Origin of the sequence: Thauera sedimentorum (assembly GCF_014489115.1) — a bacterium.
In the GTDB taxonomy this organism is placed as follows: Bacteria; Pseudomonadota; Gammaproteobacteria; order Burkholderiales; family Rhodocyclaceae; genus Pseudothauera; species Pseudothauera sedimentorum.
Genome location: NZ_JACTAH010000002.1, coordinates 339,025 through 361,094, shown reverse-complemented (window position 1 = coordinate 361,094; position 22,070 = coordinate 339,025). Strand labels below are relative to the sequence as shown.

The window sequence follows — 22,070 nt, the reverse complement described above, 5'->3', positions numbered from 1 at the left end:
AGAAGGAGGCAGCATGGAAGAGTCGATGTTCAATGCACTCGCCGAGGCGGAACTGACCCGCATCGAGGCGGCGCTGGAGGCCTGCGGGGCGGAGATCGATGTCGATGCCCGGCCCGGCGGCATTCTCGAAGTGGAGTTCGAGGACGGCAGCAAGATCGTCATCAACCGCCATAGCGCGGCGCGCGAGATCTGGGTGGCGGCCCGCTCGGGCGGCTTCCACTTTCGCCCCCAGGACGGGCGCTGGATCGCCGGCCGCGACGGCGCTGAACTCTACGAGCTGCTGTCGCGGGTGGTCGGCGAGCAGGCCGGCGAGGCGGTCAGCCTGCGCCCGACCCGCTGATCAGGGCGAACCGAAGGAGCGTTCGACGACGGGTGCCGGCGCGACCGGTGCGCTTGGCGGCGGCGCGGGCGGCACCGGCGGCAGCGCTTCCTCGGGCGATTCGGTGGCCGGAGACAGGTCGAACGGCAGCGACGGATAAACCGGCGGCTCGGGCGGCATGTTCTCGCGGTAGACGAATTCGGCGCGGGTGCTGTCGGGCAGGTGGATCTCCAGCAGTCCGTCCGGGCGCGGCCGGGGCTGCTCCGGGATGTCCTTGAGCGCGGTACGCATGTAGTCCACCCAGATCGGCAGCGCGGCAGAACCGCCGGTTTCGCCGCGTCCGAGGTTGCGCGGCTGGCTGTGTCCGAGCCAGGTCACCGCGACCAGGTCGGGGTTGTAGCCGCAGAACCAGGCGTCCACGTAGTCGTTGGTGGTGCCGGTCTTGCCGGCAAGGTCGCCGCGCTTGAGCGCGCGCGCGCGGGTTGCGGTGCCGCGCTGCACGACGTCCTGCATCATCGAATCCATCAACCAGGCATTGCGCGGGTCGATCACCCTCGGGGCGCTCTGGCCGGCCACCGGGGGATCGACCTTTGCCACCACATTGCCTTCGCCATCGATGATCTGCGAGACCACGTAGGGCTCCACCCGGTAGCCGCCGTTTGCGAACACCGCGTAGGCCGAGGCCATCTCCCACGGCGTCGCGCTGCCGGCGCCCAGCGCGAGCGTGAGATAGGGCGGATGCTTGGCCGCCTCGAATCCGAAGCGGGTGATGTAGTCCTGCGCGTACTGCGGCGTGATCGACTGCAGCATGCGGATCGACACCATGTTCTTCGAGCGCGCCAGCGCGTCGCGCACGGTCATCAGGCCGTCGAACTTGCCGTCGTAGTTGCGCGGCGTCCAGTCCTGCGAGCCGGTGACGCCGGCGGGGAAGAACAGGGGTTCGTCCTCGACCAGGCTGCTGGGCGAAAAGCCTCGTTCCAGCGCGGCGGAAAAGATGAAGGGCTTGAAGCTGGAGCCGGGCTGGCGCAGCGCCTGGGTAACGTGGTTGTACTTGTTGCGGTTGAAGTCGAAGCCGCCGACCAGCGCCCGCACCGCACCGGTCTTGGCGTCGAGGGAGACGAGCGCCGCCTGGACCTCGGGCAGTTGCAGGATCTCCCAGCCCTGGTCGCCGTTCTCCCTGATGCGGATGATCGCGCCGGGACGGATGCGCCGCGCCTGCGGCGCATTGGCGGCCAGCATCGGGGCGGCAAAGCGCAGGCCCTTGCCTTCGATGGTCAGCGTCTGTCCGCGGCGATATACCCGCACCGCCTTGGGCGAGGCCTCCAGCACCACCGCGGCGAGCAGGTCGCCGACGTCATCGACGTCCGACAGCAGCTCGTCGAGCTGCTCGCCCTTGGTCTTGTCGATGCCATTGAGGTCGGTGAAAGTCTCCGGGCCGCGATAGCCGCGACGCCGGTCGTAGGCCAGCACCCCGTCCTGCAGGGCGCGCCGCGCCGCCATCTGGTCTTCGCGCCTCACCGTGGTGATGATGCGGATGCCGAGATGGTAGGCCTCCTCGCCGAACTGTTCGACGGCAATCTGGCGGGCCATCTCGGCGACGTAGTCGCCCTGGGCCACACTGTCGCCGCGTTGTGGTCGCGCGGTCTGAAGCGGCGTGTCGGCCGCGGCGCGATATGCTGTCTGGTCGATGAATCCGGCCTCCAGCATGCGGCGCAGCACATACTGTTTGCGCAGGTCCGCGCGAGCCGGGTTGACCACCGGGTTGTAAGCGGACGGGGCCTTGGGCAGCCCGGCGAGCACTGCGGCCTCGGCCAGCGTGACCTGCCCGAGGGGCTTGCCGAAATAGGTCCGCGCCGCAGCCGAGAAGCCGTAGGCTCGCTGGCCGAGATAGATCTGGTTGATGTACAGCTCAAGGATCTGATCCTTGCTGAGATTCTGCTCGATCTTCAGCGCGAGCAGGATTTCGTACAGCTTGCGGTTGTACGTCTTTTCCCGGGTCAGGAAGAAATTGCGCGCCACCTGCATGGTGATGGTGGACGCGCCCTGTCCGCGCCCGCCGGAGGTCAGGTTGGCCAATGCGGCACGTAGAATGCCGATGGGATCGATGCCGGGGTGCTCGTAGAAGCGCTCGTCCTCGGCGGCGAGGATCGCCTGCTTGAGCACTGCAGGCACCTCGCCGATGCGTACGACCGAGCGGCGCTCCTCGCCGAACTCGCCAAGCAGGTGGCCGTCCGCCGTGTATACTCGGAGCGGGATTCTGGGGCGGTAGTCGGTGAGCGTTTCCAGCGACGGCAGGTTCGGCCACGCCAGCGTGGCGGCTGCAGCGAGGGTGGCGAGGCCGATGACGATCAGTACGAGGATGAAGGCCAGGGGGTAAAGGACCCAGCGCATTGGCAGTCCGTCCGGAGGTTCGAGGGCGCGATTATACGGGCGCGCAAAGGGGTGCTCCACTCCGGTTTGTCAAGGGATGTTGCTTTACACTTGACAATGTTGTTGCTAGGATCTCAGAAGCTTATTCAGCAAGTAAGCCTAACATAAAGAAATTTAAGGACTTTCTTTGTGATCGACTTCGCGATGTTCAGTCCTAAAGCGCGACAGTTGGCCGGTCTGGATATTTCATCTTCATCGGTCAAGCTGGTCGAGTTGTCGGGCTCCGAAAAGGAGGGGTTCCGGGTCGAGCGCTATGCGATCGAGCCCATGCCCCGTGATGCGGTGGTCGATGGCAACATCGCCAACCTGGAAGCGGTAGGCGAGTCGGTCCGACGTGCGGTTCGCCGCATGGGCGCGGGGCTGAAGAATGTCGCCGTCGCGCTTCCAGCCTCCGCGGTCATTACCAAGAAGATCATCCTGCCCGCGGGATTGCGCGAGCAGGAGATGGAAGTTCAGGTCGAGTCGGAGGCGAACCAGTACATTCCGTTCGCGCTCGATGAGGTGAACCTGGATTTCCAGGTCATCGGGCCACTGGGCGACAGCCCCGACGAGGTCGAGGTGCTGATCGCCGCCTCGCGCAAGGAGAAGGTCGAGGATCGCGTGGCTGCGGTCGAGTCGGCCGGTCTCAAGGCACTCATCATGGATGTCGACTCCTTGGCTGCGCAGTCGGCTTTCGAGTTGATCAGCCGCCGCCTGCCCGAGCAGGGGCGCGACAAGATCATTGCGCTGATCAGTATCGGCGCAAGCGTGACGACGGTTACCGTGTTGCGCAACGGCCAGCAGATTTACAGCCGGGAACAGGCGTTCGGCGGCAATCAACTGACCCAGGACATCGCCCGCCAGTACGGGATGAGCGTGGAGGAGGCGGAGGCAGCGAAGCGCAGCGGAAGCCTGCCGCAGGACTATGAGGGCGACCTTCTCCGCCCCTTCCTCGACAGCCTCGCTCTCGAGGTGTCGCGGGCCCTGCAGTTCTTCTTTACTTCCACGCAGTACAACCAGGTCGATCACATCGTCCTCGCCGGAGGGTGTGCGGTGTTGCCCGGTCTGGCTGACATGGTCGGTGGACGAACCCAGATCCCGACGGTTATCGCCAATCCGTTCGAAGGCATGACACTGTCTTCGCAGGTACGGCCGAAGGCTCTGCTGGCAGACGCGCCGGCCATGATCGTTGCGTGCGGGCTGGCCATGCGGAGGTTCGACACATGATCCGTATCAACCTGTTGCCGCACCGCGAGATCAAGCGGAAGGAACGCCGCCAGCAGTTCTACGTCCTTTCCGGGCTGATGATCGTACTGGGCCTGGCGATCGCCTTCGTGGTGCACACCGTGATCGCCGGCTATATCGAGGGCCAGGAGCGCAAGAATCAGATATTCAAGACGGAGATCGCCAAGCTCGACAAGGAGATCGCCGAGATCAAGCGCCTGCGGGAGCAGATCGACGCCTTGTTGGCGCGCAAGCAGGTGATCGAGTCGCTGCAGAGCGATCGTGCTCAAACGGTGCATTTGCTCAATGAAACGGCCAAGCAGATTCCCGAGGGGATCTATCTCAAGTCCATCAAGCAGTCGTCCAAGCGTGTCACCCTGGTCGGCTACGCACAGTCGAACGCGCGCGTTTCCCACTTGATGCGGGCGCTCGATGAGTCGCCCTACCTGACCCAGCCCCAACTGGTCGAAATCAAGGCGGCAACGGTCGATGGTCGCCGTGTCGGCGAGTTCACCCTCAATATCACCATCGAACAGCCGAAGGCGGAAGAAGAGGGTGGCGGCAAGGAGGTGCGGGGATGAAGCCGAATCGAACCCACCGTGGTGCGAAGGGTATCGACTTCAATCGCCTGGCTCAGGATTTCAAGGGGCTGGATACGAATGACCCGGGACAGTGGCCGACCGCGCCGAAGGTCGCTGTGTTCATCGGACTGCTTGTCGCCACTGTGGCGGCGGCATGGTGGTTCGATTGGCGTGAGCAGATCGAGACGCTCGGCCAGCGTGAGGCCGAAGAGGTCACCTTGCGCGAGCAATGGACTTCGAAGAAGCGCCAGGCGGTGAACCTCGACGAGCACAAGCGCCAGTTGGAGGAGATCGACCGGCAGTTCGGTGCCCTGCTGCGGCAGTTGCCCAACCGGGCCGAGATGGACTCGCTGCTCGCCGAGATCAACCAGGCCGGTCTTGGGCGCGGCCTTCAGTTCGAGCTATTCAAGCCCGGCTCGGACGTGGTCAAGGATTTCTACGCCGAAATGCCGATCGATATCCGCGTGCTCGGCGGCTATCACGACCTGGGCGCCTTCGCCGGTGACGTTGCCAAGATGTCGCGTATCGTCACGCTCAACAACATCGCCGTAGAGGGGACGCGGGACGGGCGCTTGAAGCTCGAAGCCAAGGCGGTGACGTATCGCTATCTCGACGAGGCTGAGCTCGCTGCCCGCAGGCAGGCAGAGCAGAAGAAGCCCAGGGGACGCAGATGAGGGGCCGAATGAAACTCACGTCGTCAGTGATTGCGTTGGCTGTCGTGATGCTCGGCGGGTGCACGAGCGAAGAAGAGAACATCCAGGCGTGGATGGCTCAGCAGGCCAAGGGAATGAGGGGCTCGGTCAAACCGCTGCCCGAGATCAAGCCTTTCCCCGTCGTCGAATATGACGCCGAAGCCTTGCTGACTCCGTTCAGCAGCGAGCGCATCGTGCCCGAACAACGCTCCGCGACTGGAGGCGGGAGTGGGATCAAGCCGGATCTGGATCGGCGCCGCGAGCCGCTCGAGGCCTATCCGCTCGAGTCCCTGACGATGGTCGGTGTGATCACGCAGAACAAGCAGGCCGAGGCGCTCATCAAGGTGGACAATGTCATTCATCAGGTGCGGGTCGGCAACTATATGGGTCAGGATTTCGGTGTAGTGACCGCGATTTCCGAAACGGAAGTGACGTTGCGCGAACTCGTCGAAGACGTGAACGGCGACTGGACAGAACGAAGCAGTTCGCTGCTATTGCAGGAGCAGCAGGGGGGTAGGAAATGAAAGGCAGAATCGCGACGCTGCTGCTCGCAGCCATCTTCACAGGGCCGGGCTACTGGGCTGTAGCACATGCACAGAATGCCGCCGAGCAGGCACAGGTGCCAGCCAACAGTATTGAAAACCTGGAGGTTGCGCAGCAAGGCGGGGCCGTTTACGTCAAGCTGACCATGCAACAGCCGCTGGCCGCTGCGCCCGCGAGTTTCAGTGTGGCAAACCCCGCGCGTATCGCCTTCGACTTTCCGGCGACAGCGAATGCGCTTGGACGCAGCGCGCAGGCTATCAATGCCGGCGACTTGGTTAGTGCGAACATCGTTCAGGCCGGGGACCGTACGCGTCTGGTGCTGAATCTGTCACGCATGGCCCCGTACGAAACCCGTTTGGACGGAAACGCTCTGATCATCACCCTCAGTCCGATTCCGCAAGAGGCTGTCGTTCAGGCGACGGCGGAGCAGCCCATCGCCAACTTCGCGGCATCGTCTTCTGCTGCGGCACTGGCAAGCAAGAGCATCCGCGATGTCAATTTCCGAAGAGGAAAGGAAGGCGAAGGGCGAGTCATGGTCGAGTTGTCGAGCCCGGACACGCCGATCGACATCCGCAAGCAGGGTCCGAACCTGATCGTGGAGTTCATCAAGACGTCGTTGCCCGAGCATCTTCGCCGCCGCTCCGACGTGGTGGATTTCGGCACGCCGGTCAGTGCCATCACTGCGCAGCAGCAGGGTGACAATGTTCGTCTCGTGGTAACGCCCTCGGGCCTCTGGGAGCACAACGCCTATCAAAGCGACAACATGTTCGTGCTCGAGGTCAAGCGTGTCACCGAAGATCCGAACAAACTGGTGCAAGGTACTCCGCGTGGCCAGTACGGGGGCGAGCGGCTTTCGCTCAACTTCCAGAACATTGACGTAAGGGCGGTGCTGCAGGTCATCGCCGATTTCACTGACTTCAACATCATTACCAGTGATTCGGTGAGCGGAAACCTCACGCTACGGCTGAAGGATGTGCCCTGGGATCAGGCGCTCGACATCATCCTGCAGTCGAAGGGTCTGGACATGCGCAAGAATGGCAACGTGATCTGGATCGCCCCAAGTGACGAGTTGGCCACCCGCGAGAAGCTGCAACTCGAAGCGCTTGCGCAGATTGGTGACCTCGAGCCGCTGCAAACCGAGAGCTTCCAGATCAACTACCACCGGGCCAAGGAAATCTATGATTTCCTCAAGAGCAAGGATCAGACAATCCTCTCCAAGCGCGGCAGCGTGGTGGTGGACGACCGGAGCAACAAGATCTTCGTGACGGATGTTGCGAGTCGCCTGGGGGATCTGCGTCGATTGATTGGTGAGATAGACCTCGCACCGAAACAGGTCTTGATTGAAGCCCGTATCGTCGAAGCGAACAAGGATTTCGTGCGCGATCTCGGGGTGCGAATGAGTTTCACTGACAACGCAGCAGTCAATCTTGGTGGTGGGACCCGCCTTGGTATGGGGCAAATACCGGGCGTGGGCGGAGCTCTGACAGGGACCGGCGCGCAGAGCGGTGGAGCCACTCCGGTGGCGTCGTTCTCGACACTCAATCTCGCTCTGTTCAATAGCGCGGCTACACGATTCCTGAATCTCGAACTGTCGGCTTTGGAAACCGATGGCAGGGGCAAGATCGTCTCGAGTCCGAGAGTGCTGACTGCAAATCAGGTCGAAGCCGCGATTGAGCAAGGGACGGAGATTGCGTACCGCAAGGAAACGAGTTCCGGGGCAACCAGTGTCGAGTTCAAGAAGGCCGTGCTTTCCTTGAAGGTAAAGCCCATGATTACGCCGGATGGTCGGCTCCAACTGCAGGTCGAGGTCAACAAGGATAGTCCCGTTTTCCCGGCTGGTTTCCTGGAGCCAGCGATCGATACGAAGAATGTGAAGACCGAGGTCTTGGTCGAGAACGGCGGAACGGTAGTGATCGGTGGAATCTACGAAGAATCGGAGACAAATAACGTCGGGCGCGTCCCCGTACTCGGCGAGATTCCGGTCCTCGGTGCGCTGTTCCGAAATACGAAGCGCGAAACCAGCCGCCGTGAATTGCTCGTGTTCATTACTCCGCGTATCGTAAGCGACGTACTGACGCTGCGCTGATCAATCCATTACTGCCAAGACAGGGGCTGGGGTTCCATCTTATTGATGGATCTCCGGCCCCTGTGCTTCCAAACTGTACGACATTTGCGTGGATCGAATCGTTCTGATCGGCATGATGGGCGCCGGTAAAACCACCATCGGACGTGAACTGGCGAGGCGTTGCGACATGCGCTTCGTTGACTGCGATCACGAAATCGAAGCGCGTACCGGCGTTAAGATTCCCACCATTTTCGAGATCGAGGGGGAGGAGGGCTTTCGTCGACGCGAGACCCAGGTCATCGATGAACTGACCCGCGTGAAAGGCGTAGTAATCGCTACTGGCGGAGGTGCGGTACTTGATCCCGCAAATCGTGCCATGCTCGCGGAACGCGGTGTGATCGTATACCTCAACGTACCGCCGCAGGTGCTATGGGAGCGGACCCGCAATGACCGCAACCGGCCCCTGCTTCAGGTGCCGAACCCTCGCGAGCACATTGCCACCTTGTACCGCCAGCGCGATCCCCTATATCGAGAAATCGCCGACATCATCGTAGATGGCGGCCGGGGCAACCCCGGCGGGACGGTGCGGCAGATCCAGAAAGCTCTCGAGACCTGCGAGAAATGACCATGCATACCCTCGATGTCGCGCTCGGCGACCGCAGCTATCCCATTCACATTGGACGCGGCCTGCTCGACGACCCGTCTCTGATCCTCGCCCGGCTCAAGAGCCCGCGGGTGGCCATCGTCACCAACGACCGGGTCGGACCGCTCTATCTCGAGCGCCTTGAACGGGGGCTGCAGGCGAATGGCGTGCGCACCGCTGCAGTGGTGCTGCCCGATGGCGAGGCGTACAAGGATTGGCAGACGCTCAATCTGATATTCGATGCCTTGCTGACTTCGCGTTGCGAACGCTCGACCACGCTGATCGCGTTGGGGGGCGGGGTGGTGGGCGACATGGCCGGGTTCGCCGCGGCCACCTATCAGCGCGGCATGCCATTCATCCAGGTGCCGACGACGCTGCTCTCGCAGGTCGATTCCTCGGTGGGTGGCAAGACTGCCATCAACCACCCGCTGGGCAAAAACATGATCGGCGCCTTCTACCAGCCCCGGCTGGTGATAGCGGACACGGCCACGCTCGACACCCTGCCCGAGCGCGAACTGAAGGCGGGAGTGGCCGAGGTCATCAAGTACGGCCTGATTCGCGACCTCGCCTTCTTCGAATGGCTGGAAGCGAACCTCGAACGCCTCCTCGATCGCGACCCCGCGTCGCTCGCCTACGCCATCGAGCGCTCCTGTCGCAACAAGGCCGAGGTGGTGGCCGCCGACGAAACCGAGCGCGGCGAGCGCGCCCTGCTCAATCTCGGACATACCTTCGGACACGCGATCGAAGCCGGGCTCGGCTATGGCGAATGGCTGCATGGCGAGGCCGTGGCGGCAGGTACGATCATGGCTGCACGCCTGTCGTGCAAGCTCGGCTGGCTGGACGAGGCGGCGTTCGAGCGGGCGGTGGCGCTGTTCCGTCGCGCAGGGCTGCCTGTGCAGGGGCCGGCGCTGGGCGCGGCGCGATACCTCGATCTGATGGCTCATGACAAAAAGGTGGAGGATGGCCGTCTGCGCCTGGTGCTGCTCAAGGGGCTCGGCAGCTCGGTGGTGAGCGACGCGGCCACGAGCGAACAGATTGCCGCCACCATAGAGGCGTGCTGCGCATGAGTGTGCTGGCGCCCTACGCGGTCGATGAGCGCCATTCCCGGGGGCGTGTGCATGCCGAACCGCCGCCTGCCGAGCGCAGCGAGTTCCAGCGCGACCGCGATCGCATCGTGCATTCCACCGCCTTCCGGCGTCTTGAGTACAAGACCCAGGTCTTCGTCAATCACGAAGGCGACCTCTTCCGCACCCGGCTCACCCACAGCATCGAGGTGGCGCAGATCTCGCGCAGCATCGCCCGCATTCTCGGGCTCAACGAGGATCTCGCCGAGGCGATCGCGCTGGCCCACGACCTCGGTCACACTCCCTTCGGTCACGCCGGGCAGGAGGCGCTCAACGCCTGCATGAAGGCGCATGGTGGCTTCGAGCACAACCTGCAGTCGCTGCGCACCGTCGATCTGCTCGAGGAGCACTACGCCGCCTTCGACGGGCTGAACCTCAGCTTCGAGACCCGTGAGGGCATTCTCAAGCACTGCTCGCGCGCCAACGCCGCGCAACTCGGCGAGCTCGGTCAGCGGTTCCTGGACGGCACCCAGCCTTCGCTCGAAGCGCAACTGGCCAACCTTGCGGACGAGATCGCCTACAACAACCACGACGTCGATGACGGGCTGCGTTCCGGTTTGATCACCCTGGAGCAACTCGATGCGGTGCCGGTATTCGCCGACAACCGGCGCGAGGTCGAGCGTGCCTGGCCCGGTCTGGGCGGGCGCAGGCTGATCCACGAGACCATCCGGCGGATGATCAACCAGATGGTGCTAGACCTGATCGCCCGCACCCGCGCAAACATCGCCGCAGCGCAGGTCCGGACGCTTGCCGAGGTCCGCGCCGCGCCGCGGCTGGTGGCCTATTCGGACGAGCTGAGTCCGCGCCTGCACGAGCTGAAGGTCTTCCTGCGCGACAGTCTCTACCACCACTATCAGGTGCTGCGCATGACCGACAAGGCGCGGCGCATCATCGGCGACCTGTTCGGTGCCTTCATGGCCGACCCCCGCCTGCTGCCCCCGCAGTATCAGGTCCGTGCGCGCGATGACAAGCCGCGCGCCATTGCCGACTATATCGCCGGCATGACCGACCGCTACGCCATCAAGGAACATCGTCGCCTGTTCGCGGTGGGCGAAATCCACTGACCGATCATAGATTTGCCGCAGCGCAAAAAAATCTTGAACGATGCAGGGCTGGGGGGTATATTCGTCGACCGCTCTGCAAAAAGTAAGATGCGGGCGCCTGTGTGCGCGACAACAAAAACCGCCGGTGCCCGAGGACCGGCGTTTTTTTGCGCGATGCACTATTTTGGTGCGTTTATTGCTTCGGCTGGCAGCTGCCTGATTCGTGCCGGATTCGTCCGGCGAACGTGTTGTTTCGAGGAAGAACGAGATGGATCTCCCCCAGAAGCAGGGTTTGTACGACCCGGCAAACGAACACGACGCCTGTGGCGTGGGCTTCATTGCCCACATCAAGGGCCGGAAGTCCCACGACATCATCCTGCAGGGCCTCGAAATCCTGAAAAACCTGGATCACCGCGGCGCGGTGGGCGCGGACCCGCTGCAGGGCGACGGTGCCGGCATCCTGATCCAGATCCCGGACCAGCTCTATCGCGAGGAAATGGCGGAGCAGGGCGTCACCCTGCCGGACGCCGGCGAATACGGCGTGGGCATGGTGTTCATGCCCAAGGAGCAGGCCTCGCGCCTGGCCTGTGAAGAAGAGATCGAGCGCGCGGTGCGTGCCGAGGGCCAGGTGGTGCTGGGCTGGCGCGACGTGCCGGTCAACGGCGACATGCCGATGAGCCCGACCGTGAAGGCCAAGGAGCCGGTGATCCGCCAGGTCTTCGTCGGCCGCGGCCCGGACATCATGGTTACCGAGGCGCTGGAGCGCAAGCTGTACGTGGCGCGCCGCCGCGCGGCCAACGCCATCAATGCGCTGCATCTGAAGCACGGGCAGGAGTTCTACATGGTCTCCATGTCCGCGCGCACCGTGAACTACAAGGGCCTGCTGCTCGCCGACCAGGTTGGCGAGTACTACCTCGACCTGGTCGACCCGCGCGCCACTTCGGCGCTGTCGCTGGTGCACCAGCGCTTCTCGACCAACACCTTCCCGAAGTGGAACCTCGCCCACCCGTTCCGCTACATCGCGCACAACGGCGAGATCAACACCCTGCGCGGCAACTACAACTGGATGCGCGCGCGCGAGAAGGGCGTGTCCTCGCCGCTGCTCGGTGCCGACCTCGAGAAGATCTGGCCGCTGATCTACCCCGGCCAGTCCGACTCGGCCGCTTTCGACAATGCGCTTGAGCTGCTGGTGATGAGCGGCTACTCCATGGCCCACGCGGTGATGATGATGATCCCCGAGGCCTGGGAGTCGCACACCCACATGGATGAGCGCCGCCGTGCGTTCTACGAGTACCACGCCGCGATGATGGAGCCGTGGGACGGCCCCGCCGCGGTGGCGTTCACCGACGGCCGCCAGATTGGCGCCACGCTGGACCGCAACGGCCTGCGCCCGGCGCGCTACCTGGTCACCGACGATGACCTCGTGGTGATGGCCTCCGAATCCGGCGTGCTGCCGATTCCCGACAGCAAGATCGTCAAGAAGTGGCGCCTGCAGCCGGGCAAGATGTTCCTGATCGACATGGAGCAGGGCCGCATCATCGACGACAAGGAGCTCAAGGAGTCGCTGGCCACCGCACGTCCTTACTCCGAGTGGCTGAGCCGCATCAACATCAAGCTCGACGGTCTGGATGCGCCCGCCAAGGCGGCCGCACCGGAAAGCGCGGCGAACCTGCTCGACCGTCAGCAGGCCTTCGGCTTCACCCAGGAAGACATCAAGTTCATCCTCGAGCCGATGGGCAAGGCCGGCGAGGAAGCCACCGGTTCGATGGGCAACGACTCGCCGCTGGCGGTGCTGTCCGGCAAGGAAAAGCCGCTCTACAACTACTTCCGCCAGCTCTTCGCGCAGGTCACCAACCCGCCGATCGACCCGATCCGCGAGCAACTGGTGATGTCGCTGGTGTCCTTCATCGGCCCGCGTCCCAACCTGCTCGAGATCAACGAGATCAACCCGCCGTTCCGTCTGGAAGTCTCCCAGCCGGTGCTGGATTTTGCCGACATGGCGAAGATCCGCAACATCGCGCGCTACACCCACAACAAGTTCCGCTCGGCCGAACTGGACATCTGCTATCCGGCCGCCTGGGGCAAGGAAGGCGTCGAAGCGCGCCTGGCCTCGCTGTGCGCCGAAGCCGAAGACGCGGTGCTGCAGGGCTACAACATCCTGGTGGTGTCCGACCGCAAGGTCGATGCCGACAACGTTGCCATCCCGGCACTGCTGGCGCTCTCCGCCATCCACCAGCACCTGGTCACCAAGGGCCTGCGCACCCGCGCCGGCCTGGTGGTCGAGACCGGCACCGCGCGTGAGATCCACCACTTCGCGGTGCTCGCCGGCTACGGTGCCGAGGCGGTGCACCCCTACCTGGCGCTGGAAACCCTGCAGACCCTCGCGGGCGATGCCGAAACGGCCGAAAAGTACGTCAAGCACTTCGTCAAAGCGGTCGGCAAGGGACTGATGAAGGTGATGTCCAAGATGGGCATCTCCACCTACATGTCCTACACCGGCGCGCAGATCTTCGAAGCGGTCGGTCTGCAGCAGGCGCTGCTCGACAAGTACTTCACCGGCACCACCAGCCAGGTCGAAGGCATGGGCGTGTTCGAGGTCATGGAAGAGGCCATCCGCCTGCACAAGAAGGCTTTCAGCCCCGATCCGGTGCTCGCCAACATGCTGGATGCCGGCGGCGACTACGCCTACCGCGTGCGCGGCGACGAGCACATGTGGACCCCGGACGCGATCGCCAAGCTGCAGCACGCCACCCGCTCGGGCAAGGCCGACACCTACAAGGAATACGCCAAGCTGATCAACGACCAGACCAAGCGCCACATGACGCTGCGCGGCCTGTTCGAGATCAAGCCCGCCGCGCCCCCGGTGCCGCTGGACGAGGTCGAGCCGGCCAAGGAGATCGTCAAGCGTTTCGCCACCGGTGCCATGTCGCTGGGCTCCATCTCCACCGAGGCGCACACCACGCTGGCCGTGGCGATGAACCGCATCGGCGGCAAGTCCAACACCGGCGAAGGCGGCGAGGACCCGATGCGCTTCAAGCCCATCGTCAAGGCGATGAAGCTGTCGGAAATCATCGGCCAGGGCCGTATCGAGCGCGACATCGAACTGTCCGCCGGCGACTCGCTGCGTTCGGCCATCAAGCAGGTGGCCTCCGGCCGCTTCGGCGTTACCGCCGAATACCTGGTCAATGCCGACCAGATCCAGATCAAGATGGCCCAGGGCGCCAAGCCCGGTGAAGGCGGCCAGCTGCCGGGCCACAAGGTGTCCGAGTACATCGGCTTCCTGCGCCACTCGGTGCCGGGCGTCGGTCTGATCTCGCCCCCGCCGCACCACGACATCTACTCGATCGAGGATCTGGCGCAGCTCATCCATGACCTGAAGAACGTCAATCCGCTCGCCAGCATCTCGGTGAAGCTGGTGTCCGAGATCGGCGTCGGCACCGTGGCCGCGGGCGTGGCCAAGGCCAAGGCCGACCACATCGTCATCGCCGGCCACGACGGCGGCACCGGCGCTTCGCCGTGGAGCTCGATCAAGCACGCCGGTTCGCCGTGGGAACTGGGCCTCGCCGAGACCCAGCAGACCCTGGTGCTGAACCGCCTGCGCTCCCGCGTGCGCGTGCAGGTCGACGGCCAGATGAAGACCGGCCGCGACGTGGTCATCGGCGCGCTGCTGGGCGCGGATGAATTCGGCTTCGCCACCGCGCCGCTGGTGGTGGAAGGCTGCATCATGATGCGCAAGTGCCACCTCAACACCTGCCCGGTGGGCGTGGCCACCCAGGACCCGGTGCTGCGCGCGCGCTTCCAGGGGCAGCCCGAGCATGTGGTGAACTACTTCTTCTTCGTTGCCGAGGAAGTGCGCGAGCTGATGGCCCAACTGGGCATCCGCAAGTTCGACGACCTGATCGGCCGTGCCGACCTGCTCGACATGAAGAAGGGCATCGAGCACTGGAAGGCTCGCGGTCTCGACTACTCGCGCATCTTCTACCGCCCCAACGTGCCGGCCAGCGTGCCGCGCCTGCACACCGAGAACCAGGACCACGGTCTCGACAAGGCGCTGGACAACCAGCTCATCGAGCTGGCCAGGCCGGCGCTGGAGAAAGGCGAGAAGGTCCATATCGACCTGCCGGTGCGCAACATCAACCGTACCGTGGGCGCCATGCTCTCCGGTCGCGTCGCACAGGCCTACGGCCATGCGGGCCTGCCGGCCGACACCATCCACGTCAAGCTGAACGGTACCGCCGGTCAGGCCTTTGGCGCCTTCCTGGCGCGTGGCGTGACCATGGAGCTGGTCGGCGAAGGTAACGACTACGTCGGCAAGGGCCTCTCCGGCGGCCGTATCGTCGTGCGTCCGCAGGCCGAGTTCCGCGGCACCACCGCCGACAACATCATCGTCGGCAACACCGTGCTGTACGGCGCCACCGAGGGCGAGGTGTACTTCGCCGGCGTGGGCGGCGAGCGCTTCGCGGTGCGCAACTCCGGCGCCACCGCGGTGGTGGAAGGCGTGGGCGACCACGGCTGCGAGTACATGACCGGCGGCACCGTGGTGGTGCTCGGCCAGACCGGCCGCAACTTCGCCGCGGGCATGTCCGGCGGCGTGGCCTACGTGCTGGACGAGGACGGCAGCTTCGAGCAGCGCTGCAACATGGCGCAGGTCGCGCTCGAGCCGCTGCCCGACGAGTTCGAAGCCCGCAAGGGTTCCGAATCGGGCGACGATCTCGAGTCCCACGGCCGGGTGGACATCGACCACCTGACCATGGGCGACGAGCTGATCCTCAAGGGCCTGATCGAGCGCCATGCCCGCTTCACCGGCAGTCCGCGCGCACGCATGATCCTCGACGACTGGGCCACCTGGCGCGGCCGCTTCGTCAAGGTCTTCCCGCATGAATACCGTCGCGCGCTGGCCGAGATGGCCGCGCAAAAGCAACAGCAACTGGAGGCCGCTTGAGATGGGCAAGCCCACCGGATTCCTCGAACACCAGCGCCTCTCCGAGGCATACAAGCCCGCGGCCGAGCGGGTCAAGGACTACCGCGAGTTCACCGTCCGCCTCAATGACGAGCAGGCCGCGGTGCAGGGCGCGCGCTGCATGGACTGCGGCATTCCGTTCTGCAACAACGGCTGCCCGGTGAACAACATCATTCCGGACTGGAACGACCTGGTGTACCGCGGCGACTGGCAGAACGCCATCCAGGTGCTGCACTCCACCAACAACTTCCCGGAGTTCACCGGCCGCATCTGCCCGGCGCCCTGTGAGGCGGCGTGCACCCTCGGCATCAACGTTGATCCGGTCGGCATCAAGTCGATCGAGCGCGCGATCATCGACAAGGCCTGGGAGCAGGGCTGGGTCCAGCCCCAGCCGCCGGCGGCCAAGACCGGCAAGAAGGTTGCCGTGGTCGGCTCCGGCCCCGCGGGCCTGGCCGCCGCGCAGCAGCTGGCGCGCGCCGGCCATGACGTGACCGTGTTCGAGAAGAACGACCGCGTCGGCGGCCTCCTGCGCTACGGCATCCCCGACTTCAAGATGGAGAAGCACCTGATCGACCGCCGCGTCGAGCAGATGGAGGCCGAGGGTGTGACTTTCCGCACCGGCGTGCTGGTGGGCGCCAAGGAAGTTCCGGCAGGCATCATCAACGACGCCACGGAAGTGGTCTCCGCCGAGGAGCTGAAGAAGTCCTTCGACGCGGTCATCCTGGCCGGCGGCGCGGAAGTGCCGCGCGACCTGCCGGTGCCGGGGCGTGAGCTCGCCGGCGTGCATTTCGCGCTGGAGTTCCTCATCCCGCAGAACAAGCAAGTCGCCGGTGGTGCGGCCAACCCGATCTCCGCCAAGGGCAAGCATGTGGTGGTGATCGGCGGTGGCGACACCGGTTCGGACTGCGTCGGTACCTCCAACCGTCACGGCGCGCTGTCGGTCACCCAGCTCGAGCTCATGCCCATGCCGCCGGAGCAGGAGAACAAGGCGCTGACCTGGCCCTACTGGCCGATCAAGCTGCGCACCTCCACCTCGCACCAGGAAGGCTGCGAGCGCGATTTCGCCGTTGCCACCAAGGAGTTCATCGGTGAGAACGGCCAGGTCAAGGCGCTCAAGGTCGTCCGCCTGGAGTGGAAGGACGGCAAGATGAGCGAGGTGCCGGGTTCCGAGTTCGAGCTCAAGGCCGACCTGGTGCTGTTCGCCATGGGTTTCACCAACCCGGTGGGTGGCGTGCTGGAAGGCTTCGGCGTGGAGAAGGACGCCCGCGGCAATGCCAAGGCGACCACCGACGGCGAGGGCTGCTACGCCACCAACGTGGCCGGCGTGTATGCCGCCGGTGACGTGCGTCGCGGGCAATCGCTGGTGGTGTGGGCGATTCGTGAAGGCCGTCAGTGCGCCCGCGAGGTCGATGCCTTCCTGATGGGCGAGAGCGTGCTGCCGCGCTGAGCCTGCCGGATTGAGGCGATAGCGAAGGCGGCCTGCGGGTCGCCTTCGTTTTTTCCGAAGCTGAGGACTATCGTGGGACTCGACCTCGCAGGCTGGATCGTTACCGCGATTGCCATCCTGCTCACCGGCATCTCCAAGTCCGGCCTTGGCGGCGCGCTCGGCGGACTGGCGGTGCCCTTCATGGCGATGTGGATCTCGCCGCGCGATGCGGTGGCGGTGGTGCTGCCGATTCTGATCGCGATGGACTTCGTCGGTATCCGCGCGTGGCGTGGCAAGGCGGCCTGGAGCGAGCTGCGCATGCTGATCCCGGCCGCGCTGCTGGGCATCGGCCTGGGTACGCTGGCCTTCGGCGTCATGCCGGACCGCGTGGTGGTCGGCGTGCTCGGGGCGATCTCGGTGGCGTTTGCCGCCCACCGCCTGCTGTTCCGGCGGGTAAGCGTGAGCGGCGAGGGCAGCCCTGCGCCATCGCCCGCCTGGGCCTGGCTGTGCGGCGCGGGCGCGGGCTTCACCAGCACGCTGGCGCATGCGGGCGGGCCGCCCTTGCTGATCTACCTGCTGGGGCGCGGCCTGCCGCGCGAGCGCTTCGTCGCCACCACGGTGTTCTTCTTCGCGGCGATCAACCTGGCCAAGCTGCCCTTCTACCTCGGCCTCGGGCTGTTCCGCACCGACACTCTGCTGATGTCGGCCGTGCTGCTGCCGCTGGTGCCGCTCGGCGTCTGGCTGGGCATGCATCTGCTCAAGCGTATCCCTGAGCGCCCCTTCTACCTGTTCTCCACCGCGGCGCTGGGCCTGTCGGGCATCAAGCTGTTGTGGGACGCGCTGGTCTGAGCCGAACGTCGGCCGCGGCGGGGGCCGCGGCCGGTTTCATGGAGCTTCAGCGACCGAGCAGCTCCATCGTATAGCGCGCGATCATGCCTTCCTCGTTGGTCGGCACCACTGCCACGGCTACCCGGCTGTCGGCGCTGTCGATGCGCAGTTGTTGCGCATCGTTGGCTGAGACGTCGATGTCCACGCCCAGCCAGGCGGCCATCTCGGCCACCTTGGCGCGCACGGGCGCGGCGTGCTCGCCGATGCCGCCGGTGAACACCAGCGCATCGAGACCGCCGGCCGCCGCGGCCAGCGAACCGAGCTCGCGCGCGATGCGGTAGCAGAACAGATCCACCGCCTCCTTGGCCTCCGGGGCCGGCGAGGCGAGCAGGGTGCGCATGTCCTGGCTGATGCCGGACACGCCCAGCAGGCCGGATTCCTTGTAGAGCAGCTTGGTCAGCGCCTTGGCGTCCATGCCCTTCTGCTCCATCAGGTAGAGCAGAACGCCGGGGTCCAGGCTGCCGGTGCGGGTGCCCATCATCAGGCCCTCGACCGCGGTGAAGCCCATGGTCGAGGCCACGCTCTTGCCGTCGCGCAGCGCGCACATCGACGCACCGTTGCCCAGATGGGCAATCACCACCGCGCCGCTGGCGCGCTCGCCGACCACCTCGGGCAGCTGGCGGGCGACGTAGTCGTAGGACAGCCCGTGGAAGCCGTAGCGTTTGACGCCTTCGGCGCTGATCGCGCGCGGCAGCGCGAAGGCCTGAGCGAGCGCCGGCTGGGTGCGGTGGAAGGCGGTGTCGAAGCAGCCCACCTGCGGGATCTCGGGCAGCAGCGCCGCCACCGCGCGTACCGCACGCAGGTTGTGCGGCTGGTGCAGCGGGGCGAGCGGCACGAACTCGTCGAGTTCGCGCAGCACCGCCTCGCTCAGGCGCACCGGGGCGCTGTAGCGTTCGCCGCCATGCACCACGCGATGGCCGGCGGCGACGATCTCCAGGTCCGGGTTGTGCGCGGCCAGCCAGCGGAACAGATGGGTGAGCGCGTCGCGATGCTGTTCGGCCTGCTCGCCGGTGGTGGTCACCGGCTCCTGGTAGCGCTTGCCGGCGGCGTCGCGGGCGGACAGTTCAGGCGTGGCGCCGATGCCTTCGATCTGCCCGGCCAGCGCCGGCTGCTCGGCCAGGGCCGGCTCGGTGGCGAACAGCGCGAACTTCAGGCTGCTCGATCCGGCGTTGAGAACGAGGATGGCCTTCATCCGAGCATGGCCTCCCGCTTGCGGTGGGCCATCAGCTGGACGATGGCGCAGGATGCCGCGCGCGTCTCAGCGGTGTCGGCGCGGCTGGTCAGCACGATGGGCACGCGCGCGCCCAGCACCACGCCGGCCATCAGTGCATCGGCCAGGTATTCGAGCTGCTTCGCGACCATGTTGCCGGACTCCAGATCCGGCACCACCAGGATGTCGGCGTTGCCGGCGACTGCGGAGCGGATGCCCTTGGTCTTGGCGGCGACCAGCGACACCGCGTTGTCGAAGGCCAGCGGGCCGTCGAGCAGGCCGCCCTTGATCTGGCCACGGTCGGCCATCTTGCACAGCGCGGCCGCCTCGATGGTGGAGCGGATCTTGGGCGTGACGGTCTCCACTGCCGACAGGATGGCCACCTTGGGTTCGGCCAGGCCGAGCACGTGGGCCAGGTCGATGGCGTTCTGGATGATGTCGACCTTGGTTTCCAGCGAGGGCTCGATGTTGATCGCCGCGTCGGTGATCATCAGCGGATGTGGGTAGGTGGGCACGTCGGCCAGGAACACATGGCTGATGCGACGCGCGGTGCGCAGGCCGCCTTCCTTGGAGATCACCGCGCTCATCAGTTCGTCGGTGTGCAGCGAACCCTTCATCAGCGCCTCAGCGCCGCCGTCGCGGCACAGCGCCACGGCGGCCTCGGCCGCGGCATGGCTGTGCGGCACATCGACGATGCGGAAACCGCGGATGTCGATGTCGTGCTCTTCGGCTACCGCGCGGATCTTGGCTTCCGGGCCGACCAGGATGGGCTCGACCAGCCCGGCACGTGCGGCCTGGATGGGGCCGCGCAGGGATTCGGCGTCGCACGGGTGGGCCACCGCGATCGGAATCGGCGACAGGCCCGAACTCACCGACAGCAGATGGCTGTAGCGCAGCTCGCGATCGGAGATGTGCACCTCGGGCAGATTCACCCGCGTGCGCTTGATCTTCTCGGTGGGCGCCAGCACCTCGGCGGTGCCGTCGATCACCTTGAGCCCGTCCTGGTTCACCGCCAGGCAGTCGAACACGATGTGGTGGTTGTGCTCGTACTTCTCGTGGCAGGTCACGGTGATGGTCAGCGTGTCGCCGATGGTGATCGGCCGCCAGAAGTTGAGGCCTTGCGACACGTATACGGTGCCCGGGCCGGGGAACTCGGTGCCGAGCACGGTGGAGATCAGCGTGCTGCCCCACATGCTGTGGCCGACCACCTCGCGGAACTGGCTGGAGCGGGCGAACTCGGGATCGACGTGGGTGGGATTGACGTCACCGGACATCACCGCGAACAGGTGGATGTCCTCGGGCTTGAGGGTGCGGACCAGCTGGGCGAAATCGCCCACCTGGATCTCGTCGAAGGTACGGTTCTGGATGAACTGCTGGACTGCGTGCTCCATGGGGGCTCCGGCTATCTGTAAGCGTTGCGACAGGACGATTCTAACCACGATCAATGACCATCATTAGACAATGGTCAACGAATGTGTGCAGTGCAACATGAACTTCGTGTAACACGTCCGCGCCGGTGCCGGAGGGGGCGATGTTAGAATCGCCGCCGTTTCCCCGACGTCCCCGGAGTTCTCATGGAAGTGGTCGTTCTTGCCGCCGGGCAGGGCAAGCGCATGCGTTCCGCGCTGCCCAAGGTGCTGCAGCCGATCGCCGGGCGCCCGCTGCTGGCGCACGTGCTCGATACCGCGCGCAGCCTGCAGGCCGCGCGCATCTGCGTGGTGTACGGCCACGGCGGCGAAACCGTGCGCGAACGGCTCGACGCCCCCGACCTCGCCTGGGCGCTGCAGGCCGAGCAGCTCGGCACCGGCCACGCGGTGCAGCAGGCGCTGCCGCAGCTTACCGACGGCGACACCGCGCTGGTGCTCTATGGTGACGTACCGCTGATCGGCGCCGCCACGCTGCGCCGGCTGTGCGCTGCGGCAGGCGAGACGCGTCTCGCGCTGCTCACCGTCGAGCTTGACGACCCCACCGGCTATGGCCGCATCCTGCGCGACGCCGACGGGCGTGTCACCCGCATCGTCGAACAGAAGGATGCCAGCGCCGCCGAGCGCGAAGTGCGCGAGGTCAACACCGGCATCCTGGTCGCTCCGGTCGCCCGCCTGCGCGACTGGCTCGGGCGTATCGGCAACGCCAACGCCCAGGGCGAGTACTACCTCACCGACATCATCGGCCTGGCGGTGGCCGACGGCGTCGAGGTGGTCACCGAGCAGCCGGACGCCGTCTGGGAGACCCTGGGCGTGAACAGCAAGCCGCAGCTTGCCGAGCTCGAACGCCTCCATCAGCGCAACATCGCCGACCGCCTGATGGACGAGGGCGTCACCCTGATCGACCCGGCCCGCCTCGACGTGCGCGGCGAACTGGTCTGCGGGCGCGACGTCGAGATCGACGTCAATTGCGTCTTCGAAGGCCGCGTTGAACTGGCCGACGGCGTGCGCATCGGTGCCAACTGCGTGATCCGCGATGCGGTCATCGGGCAGGGCAGCCGCATCGCGCCCTTCTCCCACGTCGAATCCACCCGCATGGGCGAAGCCTGCGTGATCGGCCCCTACGCGCGCACCCGCCCGGGCACCGAGCTGGGCGCGGACGTGCACCTGGGCAACTTCGTCGAAGTGAAGAACAGCCGCATCGCCGACCATTCCAAGGCCAACCACCTGGCCTACGTGGGCGACGCCGACGTCGGCAGCCGGGTGAACATCGGCGCCGGCACCATCACCTGCAACTACGACGGCGCCAACAAGTACCGCACGGTGATTGAGGACGAGGTCTTCATCGGCTCCGATACCCAGCTCGTCGCCCCGGTGCGGGTCGGCCGCGGCGCCACCCTGGGCGCCGGCACCACCCTCACCAAGGACGCGCCGGCCGGGCAGCTCACCGTGTCGCGCGCCAAGCAAGTAAGCCTCGCCGGCTGGCAGCGGCCGGTCAAGAACAAGCAAGGAGCCTGAC

16 protein-coding genes are annotated in these 22,070 nt (G+C 65.5%); 13 read left to right on the top strand and 3 right to left on the bottom strand.

All coding sequences use genetic code 11. From position 1 onward, the window contains the following. Positions 1–13: 13 nt before the first annotated feature. Positions 14–340, top strand: a complete 327-nt coding sequence (gene cyaY, locus IAI53_RS11465; RefSeq protein WP_187718333.1) for an iron donor protein CyaY — start codon at positions 14–16, stop codon at positions 338–340. Here the strand turns inward: cyaY and IAI53_RS11460 are convergent, their stop codons facing one another. Next, on the bottom strand, positions 341–2,710 hold the full coding sequence (locus IAI53_RS11460) for a penicillin-binding protein 1A (RefSeq protein WP_187718332.1): 2,370 nt from the start codon (positions 2,708–2,710) through the stop codon (positions 341–343). A gap of 168 nt (positions 2,711–2,878) precedes the next feature. On the opposite strand from IAI53_RS11460, the gene IAI53_RS11455 reads away from it, so the two are divergent. The 11 genes from IAI53_RS11455 (at position 2,879) to IAI53_RS11405 (ending at position 17,878) form a co-directional block, all read left to right on the top strand. Continuing rightward, positions 2,879–3,955 carry a pilus assembly protein PilM gene (locus tag IAI53_RS11455; protein WP_349771923.1) on the top strand — a complete coding sequence of 359 codons (1,077 nt, stop codon included), beginning with the start codon at positions 2,879–2,881 and terminating at the stop codon, positions 3,953–3,955. After that, positions 3,952–4,533: a PilN domain-containing protein gene (locus IAI53_RS11450; RefSeq protein WP_187718331.1), complete on the top strand. Its 582-nt coding sequence runs from the start codon at positions 3,952–3,954 to the stop codon at positions 4,531–4,533. Before IAI53_RS11455 ends, IAI53_RS11450 begins: the two co-directional genes overlap by 4 nt. Continuing rightward, the gene (locus IAI53_RS11445) at positions 4,530–5,207 is read left to right on the top strand and encodes a type IV pilus inner membrane component PilO (protein WP_187718330.1); all 678 of its coding nucleotides are present in this window, start codon (positions 4,530–4,532) and stop codon (positions 5,205–5,207) included. Before IAI53_RS11450 ends, IAI53_RS11445 begins: the two co-directional genes overlap by 4 nt. Before the next feature lie 8 nt (positions 5,208–5,215). Continuing rightward, positions 5,216–5,749: a pilus assembly protein PilP gene (locus IAI53_RS11440; RefSeq protein WP_187718329.1), complete on the top strand. Its 534-nt coding sequence runs from the start codon at positions 5,216–5,218 to the stop codon at positions 5,747–5,749. Beyond that, positions 5,746–7,854 (top strand): type IV pilus secretin PilQ, encoded by a 2,109-nt coding sequence (locus tag IAI53_RS11435; protein WP_187718328.1) that lies wholly within the window; start codon positions 5,746–5,748, stop codon positions 7,852–7,854. Before IAI53_RS11440 ends, IAI53_RS11435 begins: the two co-directional genes overlap by 4 nt. 112 nt (positions 7,855–7,966) lie before the next feature. Next, positions 7,967–8,458: a shikimate kinase gene (locus IAI53_RS11430; protein WP_187719410.1), complete on the top strand. Its 492-nt coding sequence runs from the start codon at positions 7,967–7,969 to the stop codon at positions 8,456–8,458. Between the two features lie 2 nt (positions 8,459–8,460). After that, positions 8,461–9,543 (top strand): 3-dehydroquinate synthase, encoded by a 1,083-nt coding sequence (gene aroB, locus IAI53_RS11425; RefSeq protein ID WP_187718327.1) that lies wholly within the window; start codon positions 8,461–8,463, stop codon positions 9,541–9,543. Next, the gene (locus tag IAI53_RS11420; RefSeq protein WP_187718326.1) at positions 9,540–10,664 is read left to right on the top strand and encodes a deoxyguanosinetriphosphate triphosphohydrolase; all 1,125 of its coding nucleotides are present in this window, start codon (positions 9,540–9,542) and stop codon (positions 10,662–10,664) included. Before aroB ends, IAI53_RS11420 begins: the two co-directional genes overlap by 4 nt. 247 nt (positions 10,665–10,911) lie before the next feature. Continuing rightward, the gene (locus IAI53_RS11415) at positions 10,912–15,585 is read left to right on the top strand and encodes a glutamate synthase-related protein (protein WP_187718325.1); all 4,674 of its coding nucleotides are present in this window, start codon (positions 10,912–10,914) and stop codon (positions 15,583–15,585) included. A gap of 1 nt (position 15,586) precedes the next feature. After that, complete coding sequence (locus tag IAI53_RS11410) at positions 15,587–17,050, top strand: glutamate synthase subunit beta (RefSeq protein WP_187718324.1); 1,464 nt, start codon at positions 15,587–15,589, stop codon at positions 17,048–17,050. A 72-nt stretch (positions 17,051–17,122) separates the two neighbouring features. Further along, on the top strand, positions 17,123–17,878 hold the full coding sequence (locus IAI53_RS11405; RefSeq protein ID WP_187718323.1) for a sulfite exporter TauE/SafE family protein: 756 nt from the start codon (positions 17,123–17,125) through the stop codon (positions 17,876–17,878). Positions 17,879–17,924: 46 nt separating this feature from the next. On the opposite strand, the gene IAI53_RS11400 is transcribed toward IAI53_RS11405, so the two are convergent. Both IAI53_RS11400 and IAI53_RS11395 read right to left on the bottom strand, forming a co-directional pair. Then, positions 17,925–19,109, bottom strand: a complete 1,185-nt coding sequence (locus IAI53_RS11400) for an acetate/propionate family kinase (RefSeq protein WP_187718322.1) — start codon at positions 19,107–19,109, stop codon at positions 17,925–17,927. Next, positions 19,106–20,518: a bifunctional enoyl-CoA hydratase/phosphate acetyltransferase gene (locus tag IAI53_RS11395; RefSeq protein WP_187718321.1), complete on the bottom strand. Its 1,413-nt coding sequence runs from the start codon at positions 20,516–20,518 to the stop codon at positions 19,106–19,108. The genes IAI53_RS11400 and IAI53_RS11395 overlap by 4 nt, the downstream gene beginning before the upstream one ends. 183 nt (positions 20,519–20,701) lie before the next feature. Between IAI53_RS11395 and glmU the strand changes: the two genes are divergently transcribed. Then, positions 20,702–22,069 (top strand): bifunctional UDP-N-acetylglucosamine diphosphorylase/glucosamine-1-phosphate N-acetyltransferase GlmU, encoded by a 1,368-nt coding sequence (gene glmU / locus IAI53_RS11390; protein WP_187718320.1) that lies wholly within the window; start codon positions 20,702–20,704, stop codon positions 22,067–22,069. Position 22,070 lies beyond the last annotated feature (1 nt).

Coding starts and splice junctions, on each gene's coding strand:
- IAI53_RS11410 (WP_187718324.1), top strand. CDS start 15,587: ATGGGCAAGCCCACCGGATTCCTCGAACACCAGCGCCTCTCCGAGGCA.
- glmU (WP_187718320.1), top strand. CDS start 20,702: ATGGAAGTGGTCGTTCTTGCCGCCGGGCAGGGCAAGCGCATGCGTTCC.
- IAI53_RS11460 (WP_187718332.1), bottom strand. CDS start 2,710: ATGCGCTGGGTCCTTTACCCCCTGGCCTTCATCCTCGTACTGATCGTC.
- cyaY (WP_187718333.1), top strand. CDS start 14: ATGGAAGAGTCGATGTTCAATGCACTCGCCGAGGCGGAACTGACCCGC.
- aroB (WP_187718327.1), top strand. CDS start 8,461: ATGCATACCCTCGATGTCGCGCTCGGCGACCGCAGCTATCCCATTCAC.
- IAI53_RS11450 (WP_187718331.1), top strand. CDS start 3,952: ATGATCCGTATCAACCTGTTGCCGCACCGCGAGATCAAGCGGAAGGAA.
- IAI53_RS11395 (WP_187718321.1), bottom strand. CDS start 20,518: ATGGAGCACGCAGTCCAGCAGTTCATCCAGAACCGTACCTTCGACGAG.
- IAI53_RS11445 (WP_187718330.1), top strand. CDS start 4,530: ATGAAGCCGAATCGAACCCACCGTGGTGCGAAGGGTATCGACTTCAAT.
- IAI53_RS11435 (WP_187718328.1), top strand. CDS start 5,746: ATGAAAGGCAGAATCGCGACGCTGCTGCTCGCAGCCATCTTCACAGGG.
- IAI53_RS11430 (WP_187719410.1), top strand. CDS start 7,967: ATGATGGGCGCCGGTAAAACCACCATCGGACGTGAACTGGCGAGGCGT.
- IAI53_RS11420 (WP_187718326.1), top strand. CDS start 9,540: ATGAGTGTGCTGGCGCCCTACGCGGTCGATGAGCGCCATTCCCGGGGG.
- IAI53_RS11440 (WP_187718329.1), top strand. CDS start 5,216: ATGAAACTCACGTCGTCAGTGATTGCGTTGGCTGTCGTGATGCTCGGC.
- IAI53_RS11400 (WP_187718322.1), bottom strand. CDS start 19,109: ATGAAGGCCATCCTCGTTCTCAACGCCGGATCGAGCAGCCTGAAGTTC.
- IAI53_RS11415 (WP_187718325.1), top strand. CDS start 10,912: ATGGATCTCCCCCAGAAGCAGGGTTTGTACGACCCGGCAAACGAACAC.